The sequence below is a fragment of the Campylobacter australis genome (assembly GCF_050586305.1).
GTDB lineage: Bacteria > Campylobacterota > Campylobacteria > Campylobacterales > Campylobacteraceae > Campylobacter_A.
Genome location: NZ_JAXUAA010000009.1, coordinates 1 through 17,106, shown reverse-complemented (window position 1 = coordinate 17,106; position 17,106 = coordinate 1). Strand labels below are relative to the sequence as shown.

Genomic DNA, 17,106 nt, shown 5'->3' with positions numbered 1-17,106 from the left:
ATTTGGGTAAAAGTGTGGTTATATTAAGCTTTTGTGAAGCTCATATATCTTTTTTAGCCACTCATCAAGCGTCTTTTCAAAGCCAATGCCTTTGCTTTTATAAAATTTTAACGGTTTTTGAAGGTATTTTTGCTCGACCCATCCGCCAAAATCATGCGGATAAAGGTAGTCTTTTTTTTCTGGTGCGATATTTATAAGATACTTTGGGATTTCAAGTTTTGGTTCATTTTGAGCGTAATTTAGGGCAGAATTTATTGCCATATAACTAGAGTTTGACTTTGGCGAGCTAGCTAGATATACAGCGCACTGAGCCAATATAATGCGCGCTTCAGGATAGCCTATCTTGCTTACGGCAGTAAGTGTGCTGGTAGCTAAATTTAGGGCATTTGGATTTGCATTGCCAATGTCTTCACTAGAAAATATCACCAACCTTCTTGCGATAAAATCTGCACTCTCGCCAGCAGCTATCAGTCTTGCAAGGTAGTAAATAGCAGCATCAACATCACTTCCGCGAAGGCTTTTTATAAGGGCGCTAGCTAAATGATAGTGCGTATCATCGCTGCTCACCCCTTCATTTATGGTGCTTGCCCTAAGAACTCGCAAATTTTCAAGAGTAACCTTTTCATCAAGTGTGATAGCAAATTCTAGTAAATTTAGCATACCCCTTGCATCTCCACCACTACTTTTAAAAAGATACTCTTTTGCCTCGTCTGAAATTTCAAACCTTACGCCTTGCCTTACTCTTTCTAGTAACTTTTCAAAATCCCCCGTATTTAAGGGCTTAAATTCAAAAAGCATTGAGCGACTGCGTATGCCAGAACTTAGAGTAAAAAATGGATTTTCCGTACTTGCACCGATAATAAGTGCGCGGTAGTTTTCCATGGGTATCAAAAGTGCTTCTTGCTGTGTTTTACTAAGACGATGCACCTCATCTATGAAAAAAAGTGGCCTATTTAACGCATTTTCGTAGTTTTTTAGGATTCGGCGAAATTCCTCTATCTTTAAATTCCCACCATCAAACTCGTAAAAATCATAACTTAATGAGCTTGCTAAAGCCCTAGCAAAGCTAGTTTTACCACAGCCAGCCATGCCATAAAACATGCTGTGTGGTACCTTATCATTTTGGATGAATTTTTTAAAAACGGCTACCACTTCGCTTTGACCGCAAATTTCATCAAGAGTTTTTGGGCGAAATTTTAGAGCAAACATAGGCGTCCTTTTTATTTTTGTAAAATTATACTAAAAACCGCCTTTATCAAGGTAAAAACTAAATTTTACCCTTTTTAAGTAGCCAGTAAATGTGTGGATTTATGACAGTTTCTCCGCGTGCAGCACAAAGTACGACCTCATCATAGTAATAATCACAAGTCCCATAAGCATGATACTCATATGCACCAAAGCCATATCCCATAGGTGTGATCTCGTTTCTAGCATACCAAGCAACCTTTGCGTCAATGTATTGTTTTGAATCATTCGTATAGACAAAAAGTACTATCTCATCGCGGTTTTTTTGACGCATCAACCAAATAAAGGCATTGCCAATGTCATTAAAAAAATGAGTATTGCCATTAGGAAGAACGGCTTGAGCGGTGTTGTAAAGATCTGTTATTAGTGTTTTGCTCTCGGTACAAAGGTACTTATCAAGCTCGATCTCAAGCGGTTTTTTTTCACTATTTCCACTTACAACTAAAATTTTTGTATCACTAATATCAGCTGAAAATATCAATAACCCCAAAACACCAAGCAAAAGTATGCCAGCAAAAATTTGCTTTATCACAGCAAAACTCCAACATTAAAGTAGTATTTTGCCACATAAAAACTACATATCATTGCATTTAAAACAAGCCAAAATGTCGAAAGTTCAAGCAGATGCGTATAGCTTTTTTTTGTAACTAACTCAACTAAAAAAGGTGCGATACCAAAGAAAATTCCCAAAAACAAAGAGCCCCAAATCAAATAACCAATATAAAAATAATCCTTTAAAAGCATACAATAAGGGCATTTATGGTTTGGCTGCTCATAGACATAAAGTCCAAAAAAGTATGTTATAGCGTAGTAAGCCACAAAAAGATATAGTAAATTTAGTGCAAATGTAGCCATTGATTGTTTTAGTGTATTTAGTGCTATTATGGCTACTAAGATGACATAAAAAAATGTAGCAAGCATAGCTTGCGTATAGCCAAATGGCAGCTTTGGCGCCTGAAATACAACCGAACAGCAAAACACTGGTACTTTTAGTGGGATATTTGTAAAAAATAAAATTTCAACAACAAACTCAAGTAAAATAAAGACAAAAAGTATGCTAAAAAGAGCGTATTTGCGCTTTAAAAATGGGAAATTTATCTCTTTTAAGTCAAGTGCATTTATTATAAGCCACAAACCAAGTCCAAAGATAAGTAAAATTTTTAGCAAAAGCAATAAATTTCCATATCCGTTTGAGCCCACCACCCCAGCCGAACACATCGCACCCGGAACTACATTTGCAAGCTCATTTACCGTAAGTGCAAAAAAGATAAATAAAACTATCTTGCAAGTTATGGTAAAAAATAGTATGGTGTTTATCAGGTAGTTGCGCTTTTCAAGGCTGTATTGTAAATTTGTGGTGGCATTAAAGTCCCAATGCCTAACTATGCGTATGATATTTATCTGCGAAATACCCAGTAAAACGATAACAATAAGCTCGATAGCTAAAAACGCTATGACTTCATTTGAAAGAAAGATACTCATAAAATTTCGCCATCTCGCATATTTATACGCTTATCAACAAACTCAAGTTCATCAAAAAGCAAGTCGTGCGTGGCAACAATGAGAGTTTTGTTTAAAGATTTGAATTTTTGCATCATTTGGATAAACATAAGCGAGTTTTCTTTATCCAAATTTGCCGTTGGCTCATCGGCTAAGATGATATCTGGATCCATAACAAGGGCTCTTGCTACGGCACATCTTTGCTTTTCACCGCCACTTAGACTAGAGACTAGTTGCTCTTTTTTATGAGCTATATTTGCTAAGTTTAGGGCACTATCTATCTTAGTTAAAATTTCCGCCTTTTTTAATCTAAGTAAACTAAGTGGTGCCATAACATTTTGCTCAACACTAAGTCCATCAATTAAGTTAAATGACTGAAATATAAAGCCAAGCTCCTTGTGGCGGATATTTGAGCTCATGATGTCTGGAAGTTTTGAGATATTTTGCCCGTTTATCAAAATTTCTCCACTACTTGGCTTACTAAGTCCTCCTATTAGTGATAAAAGCGTGCTTTTGCCACTTCCGCTTACACCTTTTAAGATGACTGTCTCGCCGTCATTTATGCTTAAATTTATATCTTTTAACGCACAAAATTCATTTATCTTGCCTTGGTTGTAAATTTTAAAAAGATTGTTTATTTGTATCATTTTATAGCCTCGCTCATATCGCTTATAGCAACTCTCCATGCTGGGATGATGACAAATGCCAAAAACGGAACAACACTAAACAAAAACACTAAAAATAAAATATCAAAGTCAATCACAGGCGTAAAAGTGATGAAATTTTGTATATCGCCGCCTAAAAATATCTCACGCAGTAACGGTGCATTAAATACAAAAACATAGCCATACGCCAAAGCACAACCTAATAAAAAGGCACTAAAACTTACGATGAAATTTTGTATAAACTTAAGCGCTATGATGTCTTTTATAGCATATCCTATACTTCTAAGGACTGCTATCTCGCGCTTTTTCTCACCATAAACTAGTGAAATTTGATTTTTTAAAAGTATCAAAAATGCTACCATCGCAACTACATAAAGCACCATAAAAACACCGCCTTTATAGTAGTAGATGTGTTTTAGGTCTGCCACACTATCTTCAGCCGTATATGCAAATGTATTTGGATAAAGGTTCATTATCTTTAGGGCAACTTCGCTGATCTCATTTTTATTTGCTACGCTTACAAAAATTTTAGTATATTCTGCATTATCAAGGCTAAGTACTTCTCTAGCTGTATCTTCGTGCATATAGATAGTGTTGTTTGAGATGATGTTTGTTGAGTGAGGTGCGGTTTTGTTGATTTTAATTGGGATTAAATTTTCTTCAGTTAAAAAGTTAAAAACATCCTCATAATAAAGCTCATTCATCGCAGCTTTTACACCTTCGCCTATAACCATCTCATCAGCACCAAGAGCATTATCCGTAACGATGTTAAACCAAATTCTCTTTTGCGCAAAGTAATACCTGCCATCAACAAAACCTATAGCATCGCTAACACCACTTATTTGCTTAAAGTCATAGATATATCCATCATGCATTGTATCTCGCTTACCGCCACGAAGTGCCTCTACAACTATATCAGGGCGTGTATTTATGCTATTTACTAAATCATACTGAATAGAATTTGAGATAAAAAGCACAGAGCTTAAAATAAATATGATAAAACTAAATATAAAAAAGCTAAAAGCATGATCAGCTCGCTCTTTTTTTAGTAAAACCACTGCGTAGTTTATAAAATTTTTACCTATCATAGACAAATTTCCTATACTCATCACCAGCAAAACTAAATGCAGGTCTAACATCTTTTATCTTTGTTGCAAGATCTGAAATTTCAGCTAGCTTACTAGCCCTGTCAAAACTAGCATAGTGAGAGAAAATAAGCAAATAGATAATACCAAAAGATATTGTTAAAATGGCTAGAAATTTCATAACCCAGCAAGCATCTGCTCGCTTATATCGCTAAATTTTAAAACCGCCTTACCAAAATGATCTTTAGCAAAATTTATCGCGTCACTCTCTTTTTCAAAGGGCACAAGCTCATCGCCCATAGGACCATAAATGTTTGATCCGATAACAAAAAAGGCACTCTTAGCATCTATCTTATGAAGCTTATAATAATCACTCACAAACACGCGCTCAAATTTTTTACCATTTTTAAAATAGTACTTCATAAGATCTTTCACGCCATCAAAGTACAAATTTTGGCTACCATCTTCTATCATCGCCGCCCAGTTTGGATTTTTAGCTACAAGCATACCACATATAGGGCACCTAGCGTCTGCTGGGACTTCTATTTTTTGTAATTTTTGGGCTATGGTTTTTGGTGCGTCCCAGATATAAAGTGCGGCAGCATTTATACTTTGCTCATCTTGGTTTTTACAAATTTTAGCTAATTTTTCTTTTAAAGCCTCAATGTTTTGAACGCCTCTTTTACTTACTCTAGGGCAATTTTGCTTATAAAACTGCTCGCCTTTTTTGTAAATTTGCTCCATATTTGCTACATCTTGTGGTAGATCTTGTGCATAAAGCAAGCTGGCAAAAAACACTAAAAAAAGACCAAATTTCATATTTAAATCCCATTGTTATTTACTTATACCATCTAAAATTTTGGCATTTTCGCAAGCTTCAAGCAAGTTCATATCGCAAGCCTTTTTGAAAAACTCTTTGGCTTTTGCGTTATCAGCAGCAACACCCTCACCTTCAGCATAAAGTATGGCTAGGTCGTTACATCCTCTGTTGTTGCCAAGGTTGCATGACTTTTCAAAATTCTCTTTTGCCTTTTTATAGTCGCGGTCCGTGCCAAGACCGTTTGCATATAAAAGTCCAAGAGCATCACAACTAATGCCAACCCCACCGCTACAAGCTATGGTATAGAAATTTTTAGATTTATTTAGATCTTGGCTCTCGCCTATACCATTTAAATATATATACCCAAGGTTGTTACAACCCCACATATCTCCGTAATTACAAGACTTTGTGTAAAGCTCAACTGCCTTTTTAGCATCTCTTGCTACACCTGCGCCGTTAGCATACAAAAGCCCTAAAGATGCACAACCTTCGTTATCTGCACACGCTTTTTCATAAAATTTCACAGCCATTGTGAAATTTTGATCTACTCCACGACCACTCTCATACATATGTGCTAAGTTATTGCAAGCTGACGCAAATTTGCCATCACAAGCTTTCTTGTAGTATTCTAGTGCTTTTGTATAATCTTTTGCAACACCACCAGTACCCTCATCATAAGTCACAGCTAAGTTGTAGCAGCCAGATGCTTTATGCTCCTCTTTGCAAGCCTTTTCGTAGATCTCGATTAGTTTCATATGATCGCCACTCTCTTTAGCCTGCATACCATCTTTAATAAATCCTGCATTTGCCATACTGGCTAAAAATAGCGTTGCTAAAAGTATCTTTTTGCTTGCTGCACCTAGAAATTTCACTTTGTTTGTATTCACATTTTCTCCTTAATTTATATCGTTTTTATATCTTTGCCCTTAAGTGCTAAAATACTTATAGACACAATAAATAAAACTACTGCGTAGATAAAATTTGGCACCTGAGGGGCTTGACCAGCTGCATAAGAGTGAAGCCCTGTAAGGTAAAAATTTACGCCAAAATATGTCATTATTATCGAGCCATAAGCAAAAACAGAAGCTACACAAAAAATATAAACCGAGTTTAGCCTTGGCACAAATCTAAGATGTAAAACTATCGCATATACAAGGATAGAGACATAAGACCAAGTCTCTTTACTATCCCAGCCCCAGTAGCGACCCCAGCTCTCATTTGCCCAAATTCCACCAAAAAAGTTACCAACCGTAAGCATAGAAAGCCCAACTATCAAGCTTAGCTCGTTTATGGCTGCAATATAGCGGATTTGAGCATTTATGCGTTCGCTATTTTTGGTATTTTTTAAAACCATTAAAGTAAGCCCCATAAGTCCAAGCAAACATCCAAGCCCTAAAAATCCATAACTTGCCGTAATAATAGAAACATGTAGTGTTAGCCAGTATGACTTTAAGACTGGGACTAAATTCGTAATTTGAGGATTAACAAAACTTAAGTGAGCCACAAGCATTACGATAGTAGCCAACAAACAAGAAGCTGATATGGTAAGTAGCGAACTTCTAAAAAAGACAAGTCCAGCAAGTATAGCTGACCAGCCTATATAAACCATGCTTTCATAGCTATCGCTCCAAGGTGCGTGCCCTGATACATACCAGCGAAGCGCAAGCCCTAAAGTATGAACTATAAAACCTAATAACAACAGCACAAAAAGGCTCTTTTTTATAAATACAAATCTCTTGTAAGCCAAAATTTCGCTAAAACCTGCAAAAAGTGCAAAAAGCCCTAAAAATAGGTAAAAATAGACTAAATTTTTAAACACTCCAAGCTTATTATAAAGCACCTCTGCTTTTACTCGCCCCTGCTCTGGCAAGATATGAGATGAGTTTTTTTGCTGATAGTTTTTTATCCCTTTTAGCGCGGCATCTGCCTTTTGCCACTCATTTTGAGATATACCTAAATTTAAGCCTGTCAAATAGTCATTTAATATGACTTTTATCTCTTTGCTGACATTTGGATTTGCAAAGGCTTCATTTGGAGAGAGCCACTTGTTTGTAGGGTCGCCTGAGATAGGGATAAATCTAAAAAATACACCTTTCATCGTAAGATAAGCGATATTTATACGCTCATCAAATTTTATAAGCTCATTTTCTAGCGTACCTCGCTTTGAAGCTGACTTTTCATTTGCCTCTTCAACCTCTTTATCTAGTTTATATCGCCCCTGCTCATCAAACATAAAGTTAAAGCTAACAAACTGATCATCTTGGGACAAATTTAAAAGCTTTTTTATCTGGTTATTTTTTACTTTTATAACCTTTAAGTCTTGCCAAAGCGTTGGGTCTATACTCATGCCAAGTACAACTTGCTCAGGGCTTAGTCCAAAAAGTGAGTTTGTGCCAGCCATTTTACTAACTATCTCACTAGCTTCGGTGCTTATGGGCTTTATGCGCCCCATATAATCTTGCACTAAAAGTGTAGAAAATTCGCCATTCGCATGATTTACTGTATTTTGCTTGAAATTTTGTATATCATTTTCAGAGGCATTTGTAGGTAAATTAGCAAAAACTAGCAAAGCAAAGACAAGAACTAGCTGGCTATTTTTTACAAATTTACTTAACTTTAAAAAACGGCTATGCGGTGTAAAAAAGTTTGCAACAAATCCTACACAAAGCAAGAAGTAGCCGATGTAGGTTGGAATTTTCCCTGGATCACGATTAACCTCTAAAACCGTTCCCCTCTCGTCTTTATCGTAAGATGACTGAAAGAGTTTATATCCTTGAAAAGTTAGCGGGTTGTTCATAAACACGACAAAATCCATAACTTTTAAGCCATCCCTTTCAACTTCAATGGCACTTGCGTAAGATGACGGACTTTGCGAGCCTGGATAGCGCTCAAGCATGAAGTCATTTAGCCTGATAGAAAATGGCAAATTTATAATCTTTGAGCCCCATGCTATGAGAATTTGCTTACCATTTTGCTCTATAACCTTTGGCTCACTAACCCAGCCTACGCCACCCTTTATACTTACATCTTGCATATTTGTATCATCAAAGCCAACTTTTAGATTTAACACTCCACGCTTACCTTTTGGCGAGGGCTCATATGAGTGAAATTTTACTTTTAGTGTGTTACCATCTATTGGCTGAGCGATCTCAAAGCTATTATCGCCTATTTGAGCTAGCTTAAGGTGGTGTTCGTAAATTTTACCATCTGCTTCTATCTGCAAATATGGCTTTACACTTATCATCTCATTTGAAGCCTCATGCTCTCTAACATGCAAAACGCCCTCTTCGCCCATATATCTAGTCATAAAAGCCCCAATAGCTATAATGATAAAGGCAAAATGAACTACAAATGCACCAAAGCGACGCCACATCTTTGTGCGAAATATAATCCCAAAAAGACTAACAACAAGCAAAAGCATTACGGTTTCATACCAAAGCGCTTCATAGACAAAAATTTGTGCTGTAGCTGTGTCGTAGATGCTCTCTAAAAAGGTAGCGACACCAGCCGCCACCGCAAGAGCTAGAAGTAAAAGGAGAACAAATTTATAAGAAAAAAATAACTTTACCATGCTCCCCTCAAAAATTTTTACAATATACTATATGTCTGTCCTGCGTATAAGATAAACATACGAAGCATAAGCACGCCCACAATACTGGCTAATGCACTCACATAAAATGCAAGGCGTGTATGAGCAAAAGTCTTGCCTAGACAGAAATTTAAGACTAAAGGCAAGCCAAAACCAACACCCATAACTCCTATCCAAAACATTTTAGCATAAAATCCATCAAAAAATGCAACACTTGCTGCTTTTTGCACATCGCTACCGATAATAAGTGACACAAATAGCATACTTATAAGCAAAATTTCAGCTACAAGTACTGGCCACTCGATAGCATGAAGTGTTTTCATATCTGATGAGTGTGTATCCTCGCCAAAAAACAGCGCAGCCATTATACTAGAGCCAGCGATTCCTGCACTTAGACCAGATGCAACAAAAAGTGCTGGAAGCACAGCTGTATTTAATATAGGAAATCTTACTAAAACAGAGATCAAAAAGCCAGTATAAGCACAAATCGCAACCGCAAAAATAAGTGTAAGCACGAAGACTAGCGGACGGATGGCATTTACTATAGCCATGATAAATTTAATAAGTCTAGAAAAAATTCCAAATCCCAAAAGCTCTTTTTCAAAAGCATAAAGACACATCACAAAGCTTAGCGGTATGTAGATACAAAGTGCTGCGACACCGATAGACATAACTGAGTTAAAGTTATAATTTATCAAAATTTTCCAAAACAGCAAAGGTCTGTCAAGATCTGCAACAAGGCAAACCATACCAAGCAAAATAGTAACTAGCGAAAGCAAGCTAGCACCTTTAAATAACGGTGTCATCTCGCATTGTTTTTTATAGTACCTTGTCAAGATAGCAACTATAAGTGCTCCACCACTCATACCAGCCAAAAGTAAATACACGGCGATAGGCCAGTGCCATACGACAGCTCCGTGTGAAAAAGTTTCAGTGAAATTTATAGCACCATTCATATCACACCCCCATCTTTACAGCAGGTATATAGCGCAGGCTTGGCTTTGTACCACACTCTGGACGCATTCTTAGACTATCTTTTATGCGAAGCAGCTTGCTAATGTGAGACTCTTCATCATTAACATCACCAAACACTAAAGCATCGTATCTACAAGACTCAACGCACGCTGGCTGCTCGCCCTTTTCTATCTTAGTATCTAGACAAAAGTTACAGCTTTCTGCGGCTTTTGTTTCGTGATTTATGAACCTTACATCGTAAGGACAAGCCACGATGCAGTATTTACAGGCGATACAATCATCAGTTTTCATTGTAACGATACCAGTTTTTTCATCTCTGCGACAGGCATTTGTTGGACAAACATTTACGCAAGGTGCGTCTTGGCACTGCTGGCAAGAAATTCTAACAAATCTCTTATCCATGCGGTTTTGCGGATCTGTTTTATCCTGCACAAAAAGTCTCATTTGACCTTTTGGAACGATGTTTGTTTTCACGCACGCAACTTCGCAGTCGGTGCAACCTACGCATTTGTTTTGATCAAATATCATACCAAAATGCGGTTTTTTCTCTACCTTAGGCTCTTGTGTGCCTTTTTTTGGCTCACTTGGTGTTGCCGCCGCCATTGCAGCCGCCCCAACACCAACGGAGCCAAGAGCGATATATCTTATAAACGCTCTTCGTTGATTTTTATTGTCCATATGACCTCTCCTCCACTTTCATGTAGAAAGATTTATTTTACACCGTGAAAACTCTTAACTTCTTCAGCACTCATTTTTTTAGCTTCTTCAACTAATTCACCAGGCTTGAAAATTTTAAGAAGTTCTGTTTCAAATACAACAGCCGAACCACCAGGTATAACTTCAACACCGTTATCTCCATAGGCTAGTTCGCTAGGTATTACAAATTTATACTTTGAGCCAACGCTCATAAGTCTTAAACCTTCGCTTAGACCCTCAATGATATTTATAAGTGATAAATGCGATGCCTTACCAGCCTTATAAGTATCTTCAAAGACCTCTCCATTTGGCAAATATGCCTTATAATTTACTAAAACTATACTCTCAGGCTTTGGCTTATCGCCTTTAGCATCTTTTAAAATTTCATACTGCAAGCCACTTTTTGTAGTTTTTACTTTTGAATTTTTTGCATTTTTTTCTAAAAATTCTTTTGACTCTTTTTTGTTTTTAGCTAGCTCTGCCTTTTGCAAATCTTGCGCTGCCTTATTTAACGCCTCTGCTCTGTCATTTAGTAGCGTTATAACTTGGTCATTCGTAAGCTTTGTCTGGTTTTTTATAGCGTCTAAGAAGCCTTGTACTACGATTTCTGTATCAGTTTGAACGCCAAGAGCTTTATGGTTATTTATCTGCTTTAAAAGATAACCGCCAGTTGAAGCGCCTAAACTATAAGCCTCTTTTTGTTCTTTTGTGCTTAGCTCAGCACCAAAAACACAGCTTGCTAAAAATGATATTGCGATAAAACTATTTAAAATTCTCATCTTGTCCATACCTTAAAGTTAAATTTTGGGGGCTAATTAAAGCCCCCATGTCATTAAATTTTACTATTCAAAATTCTTTGAGCTTCTTCTACATAACCTTTAGCAGCATCAAGTCTTTGTTTAGTATATTTAAAGCCGTGCATACCCCATGAGCCATCTTTTTCAAGTAGATCAACAGTGTCTTGAGCTTTTTCAATCAACTCATAAACTCTTGACTTTTTAGTTGCATCAAGTTTAGTTGTTTCAAGGATCTTATACATTCCCTCAATACCGATCTTAACTTGAGTATAGCCATTTTTGATTGGAGTTTGCCATCCCATAACCTCTTCATAAGCTTGTTTTTGAGACTTAAAGTGAAGTGTCTCTTTTAGCTCAGATAGTACTGGGCTGTGGCAGCCTTTGTTCTCAACCATATCAAGATCCGCCCAAGATGTTCTTGCGCAAGCCCACATAAGATCTACGAAGTTTCTACCATCTTCATTTCTTTGGAAGTACCAATCTTTACCATCTCTTGGAGATTTTGAAGCATCGCCAGCTTTCATAGATTTTCTATCAGCACTTACATCGATTTTCCAGATGTGTGAGCGGCGTTGTGTATCAAATCCTGCTTGATCTTGGAACTGAATAGCATAGAAATTCTCGCAGCTCATCATAAATGGCATGTGGCAAGATGCACATGAGTTATCTTTATGTGTGTCTGCTCTTTGAGCTATATAAGCTTGTTCTTGGTGACAATCAGCACAAGTTTTTCTAATTTTTGGCTTAGTATAGAATGAACTTAGATAAGCTTGCTCTGAGTTGTAGTTTAGACCTTTAACATTTTTATCGCCAGTTACTAAACCTGTGTTATCGTGTGGATCGTGGCAAGTAACACATCTCATGCCTTTTTCATAGTGAGCAGTGAAATATGACTGTGAGCCCTCAGAACCACATCCTGGTCCCATTGATTTAAATTTAGAGCTTAGCGCTAGATCTGGAGCGATCTTGCCAAGTGGATGAGCCTTATAAAGGTCTGGACTCCAGTTAAATCTTTGGTGACAGCGTTCGCAGTTTGAAATTCTAAAGTTTGTGGCACCATCAAGGTGACCGCCAGCGCCGTGGCATTCCTCGCAGCTTACACCTTTTGAGATAGTGTGTTTTCTAAGCTCGTTTGGATTACCAAGTGCAGCATAAAACTCTTCTTTTGTTTTAAAGTCAAATTTGAACGGGTGGCAAACTTCACAGTAAGAAGCGTTAGCTTGGAAGTTCATAGTATCTTTGTAAGTTGCAGCATAAGATGCAAGACCTCTTACATAGCCTGAGTTTTTGCCGTATTCTTCAAGTGTTTCTGGGAATTCTGGCACCCATTTTTTGATCTTTTTAACAGTTTCAGGAGTTAGGTTAAGCGCCCAAGTTCTTTGCCATTGGTTTGAACCTGGAGTGATAGTACCTGTTCCATCTTTTAGCATACCGCCCTCAACATGGTATGTACCACGAAGCATCCACGCATCAACAAATCCAAATTTTGTTCTAAGGTGTCCAACAGTTGCATAAATTACATCAGGTGTGATACCTTTTGGTAGGATTGAAGCTGTATCTTCTGTAAATACTGGATCAGTTAGGTTATTGTTTAACTCTGGGTGTTCGCCAGGGAAACGAATAGTTGTTGAGTGTCTTGATCTGCTCCAAGCTTCATACTGTGCAGGGTGGCACTCGCCGCATTTTTCAGAACCAACAAATTTGTTAGGAAACATTAGTGATGAACCAGCTGGAATTCTATACATCATAGAGCTATAGCCAGTGCCTGCTTCACGCTTACTAACTTTAGAAAGATCTTTACCATGACCCTCTTCTAGCCACTCATGACCGCGGTCTACGACTTTGATCTTACCATCTACTTTGCCACCATATTTTGTGAAAATCGGGTGGTTTTTAAATAGCCAGTTGTACATCTCTTGCTCTTCTACAATGTAGTCTTGCAATGTTACAACACCTCTGTCTTTTAGCGTACCCTTAGGGTTTGCTATAACGCCCCTTGCAGCTTCTGTCATCTGCATATGAGCGTGTCCGCCAGCTTCTGCAGCACAGGCGCTAGAAGCAAAAATGCTAAGACCTGCCGCTAAGCCGAGTAACACTTTATCCAAATTTTTCATGTGTCCTCCTTCGCGAAAATTTGAATAGAAAATCAAAATGACTTCTTATTGAGAATATTACCAATAAAAAAGGGGGAAATAGGGGGAAAATAAATAAATTATGAATTAAAAATATTAATTGTAAATATTACACCATTATTTACATTGCGCACAGAGATCTCTCCGTTGTATTTTTTAATGATCATTTGGCTCATATAAAGACCAAGTCCACTACCAGACTTTTTAGTAGTAAAATTTGGTTCAAAAATTTTATTTATAACGCTATCATCGATGTTTCCAGCATTATTTTCTATCGTTATTATCTTGGAATTTTCGTTTATGAGTGATGAAATTTTTACCTGTTTTTCTGAAATTTCTTGACCATCAAAAGCCTCTTTTGCATTGTTTATAATGTTTATTAAAATTTGTATTATTTCATTTACATTTCCAAAAAGAGTAAAATTTTGCTCTGGCTCAAAAAGTACATTTACGCAGTGTTTTTTAAGTGGGGCGCGAAGTAGTTTTATGGCTTGACTTATAGCTGTATAGCTTGAAAATTCGGACTTTGGAGCATTTGGGTTAAAAAAGTTTTTAAAATCATCAATAGTCTCAGACATAAATTTAACCTGCTCATCTGTCTCTTTTATCTTTTCATTTAATGTCTCTTTTGTTAACTTTCCACGCTCATTAAAAAGCTCTAAATTTATAAGTATCGAGCTTATTTGGGCTAATGGCTGCTTCCATTGATGAGAGATATTTCCTATCATCTCACCCATGCTAGCTAAACGACTTTGATTTATCATCAACTGCTCGTTTTGCTCTTTGATTTTGGCTACTTTTTGATGAATTTTAAATACAAACAACAACAACACCACAACAATGATAAGCAAAGCAATCGCACTGGCTATAAATTCATTTTTATGATAGCTTAAGATATGTTTTACAGGTATTTTAAACGAGATCATAGCTATAGTATCGCCTACTTGACCTTGAAAATTTTCTATATTTTTATACTGCTCGATCATTTTTTTGGGCGCACTATTTATGTTATGACAAACCACGCATGAGGCTTGTGAATTTTTAATAGGAAGCCCTACATATATGTAAGATGCGTTTGAATCATAAATGATCTGCGAATACTCTTCGTATTTTTTCTCTTTGAAATTTTCTAAAATTTCATACTCAAATGGCGTGCCTTGATGGGCTGGATTTAGCGGATCAGTGGCTATTAATTTGTAGCTATAATTTATGTTTTGTTTTTGAAGCTGAATTTCATAAATTTCTCTTGTTATATAAGATGATGAAAGAAGTCTTGGATCAAAAAACTCTGGCGATAGATCGCCACTTTGTTTTAGCTGGTCTATCAAGGGGCGCTGAACATTTGAGACATAGTCTCTGACGGCATTCATAGTATTTAAAACATGCAAGGCCTCTTGTTTTGCATCCTTTAAAGCAAGCTCTCTATAAAACGCAAAAAACATAGAAAGTATGACTATATAAAGCAGTGCAAATATCGATATAATAAGCGCAAACCTATACTTCAAACATATATCCTATGCCATATAAATTTTTAATAACATCCTTGCCGACCTTTTTTCTAAGCTCTTTTACTATCGTTTTTATAGCCTCTTTTGTTGGCTGCTCAAACTCCCACATATAATCAAAAAGCTCTTCATAGGTTACATTTTGATTTTTATGGTTTAAAAAGTATTCAAAAAGCTTGCTTTCGCTCTTTGAAAGGTGCTGAATTTGTTCATCTTGATAATGTATAATCTTTTTAGCAAAGTCATACTCCATGCCATCTTTTATCTTTACTATCGGCTGATGATCCACAAGCTCTAAAGCCACATCCTTAAGAGCTCCGATCAGCGTATTTTTATCAAATGGCTTTAGCAAAAAGCGTGTTATTTTTAGCTCAACCGCACGCCACAAGTATTCTTGTTCGGTATGCGAAGAGACTATAATTATGGGAATTTTATGATTTTTAGCTCGTACTCTTTTTATCACTTCAAGCCCATCTATATGTGGTACAGTGATGTCAAATATAAAAACATCATATAAATTTGTCATCGCCTCATCAAGAGCCTCAAGTCCGTCTTTAACGCCTTTTACTTCATTAAAAAATAGACCCAAAACCTCAGTCATATTTTTTAAAATTCCAAACTCATCTTCCAGACAAAGCGCCTTTTTATTTGACAAAATATCCAAGATGCTATCATCTAACATAAATTTTCCTTTTCGTAAGCAACTTAATATAACATACCAAAGCTTAAAAATGATGATAAAATTTATAAATTATAAATAAATTTTAAGTATTTTAGTACTTTTTCCACTTTTTGTTTATTTTTTATTGTATTTTTATATTAAAATTGAGATAATAAAGAGCACAAAATTTCACGCAAAGGAGTTTCATGTTTAAAAACTTGAAAATTTCAACCAAACTCACTCTGACAAGCTGTGGCTTGGCAGTTTTGATTTTGTTACTGGTCGTGGGTATAGTTGCGTTTAAGTCGCTAAAAATGGCAAATGAAAATACAAGTGCCTATATAAAAAGTGAGGTCGAGAAAAACGCCAAAAGCATAGCAATATTTTTATCTGATGGTTTGCAAGCTTCAAGAGTGCTTTCAGAGATGATCTCTGGAACGCTTGAGTCTGGACACAAACTCTCGCCTGAGTCTTTACTTGATATATTTTTAGGTGTTGCAAAAAATAATCCAAATTTTGCAAGTGTTTGGTTTATGCCTGATGACAAGAAGTATTATAGTAAAGAGATAGACGGTGTATATGGCAAGTTTGTCTCTAAAACAAATGACTTTATCATACCGATAGTTTCAAACACCACTGGTACTCCAGTTCAAGATCAAAGCGAGGGCGATCATCTTGAAAAAGAGTTTTATAATGCTTCAAAAAATAGCAAAAAAGCTGAAATTCTAGATCCGTATGTTGATGTTTTAGAGGGTAAAAATGTTTTAATGACATCATTTACTTCGCCAGTTATCGTAAATGATAAAGTTGTAGGTGTTGTTGGTATTGATATGAATGTAGCAAAGCTGCAAGAAACGGTGGGCGCTATAAAGCTTTATGATACAGATTATAGCTTTTTGTTCTCACATACAGGTAAATTTGTAGCCCATAATAAAGCCGAACTCATAGGCAAAAAAGCTACAGATATTAACCCAGGTCTTAAAGTTTTTATAGATAGGCTATCAACAAACGAGCCCCTCGAGATAGAGACCCTTTCAGTTCTTACAAATCGTGCATCAAAGATGGTATATGCTGGTGTTAGTGTGCCCGAGTTTGATAAAAACTGGGGTATAGTTTTGGTAGCTGATATAGACGAGACTTTAACGGATGTCAATGAGTTAAAAAATTTCATGATCATCTTTTCACTGATCTCAGTCATAGTACTATTCCTAGCGATGTGGGCTTACTCTAGGACATTTGGTAAGCGTATAGAAAGAGTAGCTAGCAACCTTGAGCACTTCTTTGAATTTTTAAATTTCAAAACCGATAAAGCTGAACTAATAACGATCAAAGCTAACGATGAGATCGGTAAAATGGGTATGCTCATAAATGATAACATCAAAACCACTCAGCAAAATTTAGTCGAGCAAAATGAGTTCATCGCTCAAGCTAGCGGT

Annotated in this window: 16 protein-coding genes; 1 reads left to right on the top strand and 15 read right to left on the bottom strand. The window is 36.6% G+C overall.

Annotated elements, in window-relative coordinates; genetic code table 11:
- Positions 1-18: 18 nt before the first annotated feature.
- From U5B17_RS08730 to U5B17_RS08660, 15 genes are all read right to left on the bottom strand, one after another.
- Positions 19-1,209, bottom strand: coding sequence for a replication-associated recombination protein A (locus tag U5B17_RS08730; protein WP_430804964.1), 1,191 nt, complete (start codon positions 1,207-1,209; stop codon positions 19-21).
- A 58-nt stretch (positions 1,210-1,267) separates the two neighbouring features.
- Complete coding sequence (locus U5B17_RS08725; protein ID WP_430804963.1) at positions 1,268-1,777, bottom strand: hypothetical protein; 510 nt, start codon at positions 1,775-1,777, stop codon at positions 1,268-1,270.
- Positions 1,774-2,727, bottom strand: coding sequence for a hypothetical protein (locus tag U5B17_RS08720; protein ID WP_430804962.1), 954 nt, complete (start codon positions 2,725-2,727; stop codon positions 1,774-1,776). The genes U5B17_RS08725 and U5B17_RS08720 overlap by 4 nt, the downstream gene beginning before the upstream one ends.
- Positions 2,724-3,392, bottom strand: a complete 669-nt coding sequence (locus tag U5B17_RS08715; protein ID WP_430804961.1) for an ABC transporter ATP-binding protein — start codon at positions 3,390-3,392, stop codon at positions 2,724-2,726. The genes U5B17_RS08720 and U5B17_RS08715 overlap by 4 nt, the downstream gene beginning before the upstream one ends.
- The gene (locus U5B17_RS08710; protein WP_430804960.1) at positions 3,389-4,498 is read right to left on the bottom strand and encodes an ABC transporter permease; all 1,110 of its coding nucleotides are present in this window, start codon (positions 4,496-4,498) and stop codon (positions 3,389-3,391) included. Before U5B17_RS08710 ends, U5B17_RS08715 begins: the two co-directional genes overlap by 4 nt.
- Positions 4,488-4,676, bottom strand: a complete 189-nt coding sequence (locus tag U5B17_RS08705) for a hypothetical protein (protein WP_430804959.1) — start codon at positions 4,674-4,676, stop codon at positions 4,488-4,490. The genes U5B17_RS08710 and U5B17_RS08705 overlap by 11 nt, the downstream gene beginning before the upstream one ends.
- The gene (locus U5B17_RS08700) at positions 4,673-5,314 is read right to left on the bottom strand and encodes a nitrous oxide reductase accessory protein NosL (RefSeq protein WP_430804958.1); all 642 of its coding nucleotides are present in this window, start codon (positions 5,312-5,314) and stop codon (positions 4,673-4,675) included. Before U5B17_RS08700 ends, U5B17_RS08705 begins: the two co-directional genes overlap by 4 nt.
- 15 nt (positions 5,315-5,329) lie before the next feature.
- Complete coding sequence (locus U5B17_RS08695; RefSeq protein WP_430804985.1) at positions 5,330-6,127, bottom strand: tetratricopeptide repeat protein; 798 nt, start codon at positions 6,125-6,127, stop codon at positions 5,330-5,332.
- A gap of 89 nt (positions 6,128-6,216) precedes the next feature.
- Positions 6,217-8,886, bottom strand: coding sequence for a cytochrome c biogenesis protein CcsA (gene ccsA, locus U5B17_RS08690; protein ID WP_430804957.1), 2,670 nt, complete (start codon positions 8,884-8,886; stop codon positions 6,217-6,219).
- Positions 8,887-8,903: 17 nt separating this feature from the next.
- Positions 8,904-9,860, bottom strand: coding sequence for an NrfD/PsrC family molybdoenzyme membrane anchor subunit (gene nrfD / locus U5B17_RS08685; RefSeq protein WP_430804956.1), 957 nt, complete (start codon positions 9,858-9,860; stop codon positions 8,904-8,906).
- Position 9,861: 1 nt separating this feature from the next.
- Positions 9,862-10,557: a 4Fe-4S dicluster domain-containing protein gene (locus U5B17_RS08680; RefSeq protein WP_430804955.1), complete on the bottom strand. Its 696-nt coding sequence runs from the start codon at positions 10,555-10,557 to the stop codon at positions 9,862-9,864.
- Positions 10,558-10,589: 32 nt separating this feature from the next.
- Positions 10,590-11,354, bottom strand: coding sequence for an FKBP-type peptidyl-prolyl cis-trans isomerase (locus tag U5B17_RS08675; protein WP_230057462.1), 765 nt, complete (start codon positions 11,352-11,354; stop codon positions 10,590-10,592).
- Positions 11,355-11,407: 53 nt separating this feature from the next.
- Positions 11,408-13,486, bottom strand: a complete 2,079-nt coding sequence (locus tag U5B17_RS08670) for a cytochrome C (RefSeq protein WP_430804954.1) — start codon at positions 13,484-13,486, stop codon at positions 11,408-11,410.
- A gap of 98 nt (positions 13,487-13,584) precedes the next feature.
- Positions 13,585-15,009 carry a c-type heme family protein gene (locus U5B17_RS08665; protein ID WP_430804953.1) on the bottom strand — a complete coding sequence of 475 codons (1,425 nt, stop codon included), beginning with the start codon at positions 15,007-15,009 and terminating at the stop codon, positions 13,585-13,587.
- Positions 14,999-15,691 (bottom strand): response regulator transcription factor, encoded by a 693-nt coding sequence (locus tag U5B17_RS08660; RefSeq protein ID WP_430804952.1) that lies wholly within the window; start codon positions 15,689-15,691, stop codon positions 14,999-15,001. Before U5B17_RS08660 ends, U5B17_RS08665 begins: the two co-directional genes overlap by 11 nt.
- A 185-nt stretch (positions 15,692-15,876) precedes the next feature.
- On the opposite strand from U5B17_RS08660, the gene U5B17_RS08655 reads away from it, so the two are divergent.
- Positions 15,877-17,106 (top strand): PDC sensor domain-containing protein (locus U5B17_RS08655; protein ID WP_430804951.1); only part of this gene is annotated, 1,230 nt, incomplete at its 3' end.

What these genes read in the sequence shown, in the direction of transcription:
- U5B17_RS08730 (WP_430804964.1), bottom strand. Translation starts at nt 1,209, where the DNA reads ATGTTTGCTCTAAAATTTCGCCCAAAAACTCTTGATGAAATTTGCGGT.
- U5B17_RS08720 (WP_430804962.1), bottom strand. Translation starts at nt 2,727, where the DNA reads ATGAGTATCTTTCTTTCAAATGAAGTCATAGCGTTTTTAGCTATCGAG.
- U5B17_RS08715 (WP_430804961.1), bottom strand. Translation starts at nt 3,392, where the DNA reads ATGATACAAATAAACAATCTTTTTAAAATTTACAACCAAGGCAAGATA.
- U5B17_RS08710 (WP_430804960.1), bottom strand. Translation starts at nt 4,498, where the DNA reads ATGATAGGTAAAAATTTTATAAACTACGCAGTGGTTTTACTAAAAAAA.
- U5B17_RS08705 (WP_430804959.1), bottom strand. Translation starts at nt 4,676, where the DNA reads ATGAAATTTCTAGCCATTTTAACAATATCTTTTGGTATTATCTATTTG.
- U5B17_RS08700 (WP_430804958.1), bottom strand. Translation starts at nt 5,314, where the DNA reads ATGAAATTTGGTCTTTTTTTAGTGTTTTTTGCCAGCTTGCTTTATGCA.
- U5B17_RS08695 (WP_430804985.1), bottom strand. Translation starts at nt 6,127, where the DNA reads ATGGCAAATGCAGGATTTATTAAAGATGGTATGCAGGCTAAAGAGAGT.
- ccsA (WP_430804957.1), bottom strand. Translation starts at nt 8,886, where the DNA reads ATGGTAAAGTTATTTTTTTCTTATAAATTTGTTCTCCTTTTACTTCTA.
- nrfD (WP_430804956.1), bottom strand. Translation starts at nt 9,860, where the DNA reads ATGAATGGTGCTATAAATTTCACTGAAACTTTTTCACACGGAGCTGTC.
- U5B17_RS08680 (WP_430804955.1), bottom strand. Translation starts at nt 10,557, where the DNA reads ATGGACAATAAAAATCAACGAAGAGCGTTTATAAGATATATCGCTCTT.
- U5B17_RS08675 (WP_230057462.1), bottom strand. Translation starts at nt 11,354, where the DNA reads ATGAGAATTTTAAATAGTTTTATCGCAATATCATTTTTAGCAAGCTGT.
- U5B17_RS08670 (WP_430804954.1), bottom strand. Translation starts at nt 13,486, where the DNA reads ATGAAAAATTTGGATAAAGTGTTACTCGGCTTAGCGGCAGGTCTTAGC.
- U5B17_RS08660 (WP_430804952.1), bottom strand. Translation starts at nt 15,691, where the DNA reads ATGTTAGATGATAGCATCTTGGATATTTTGTCAAATAAAAAGGCGCTT.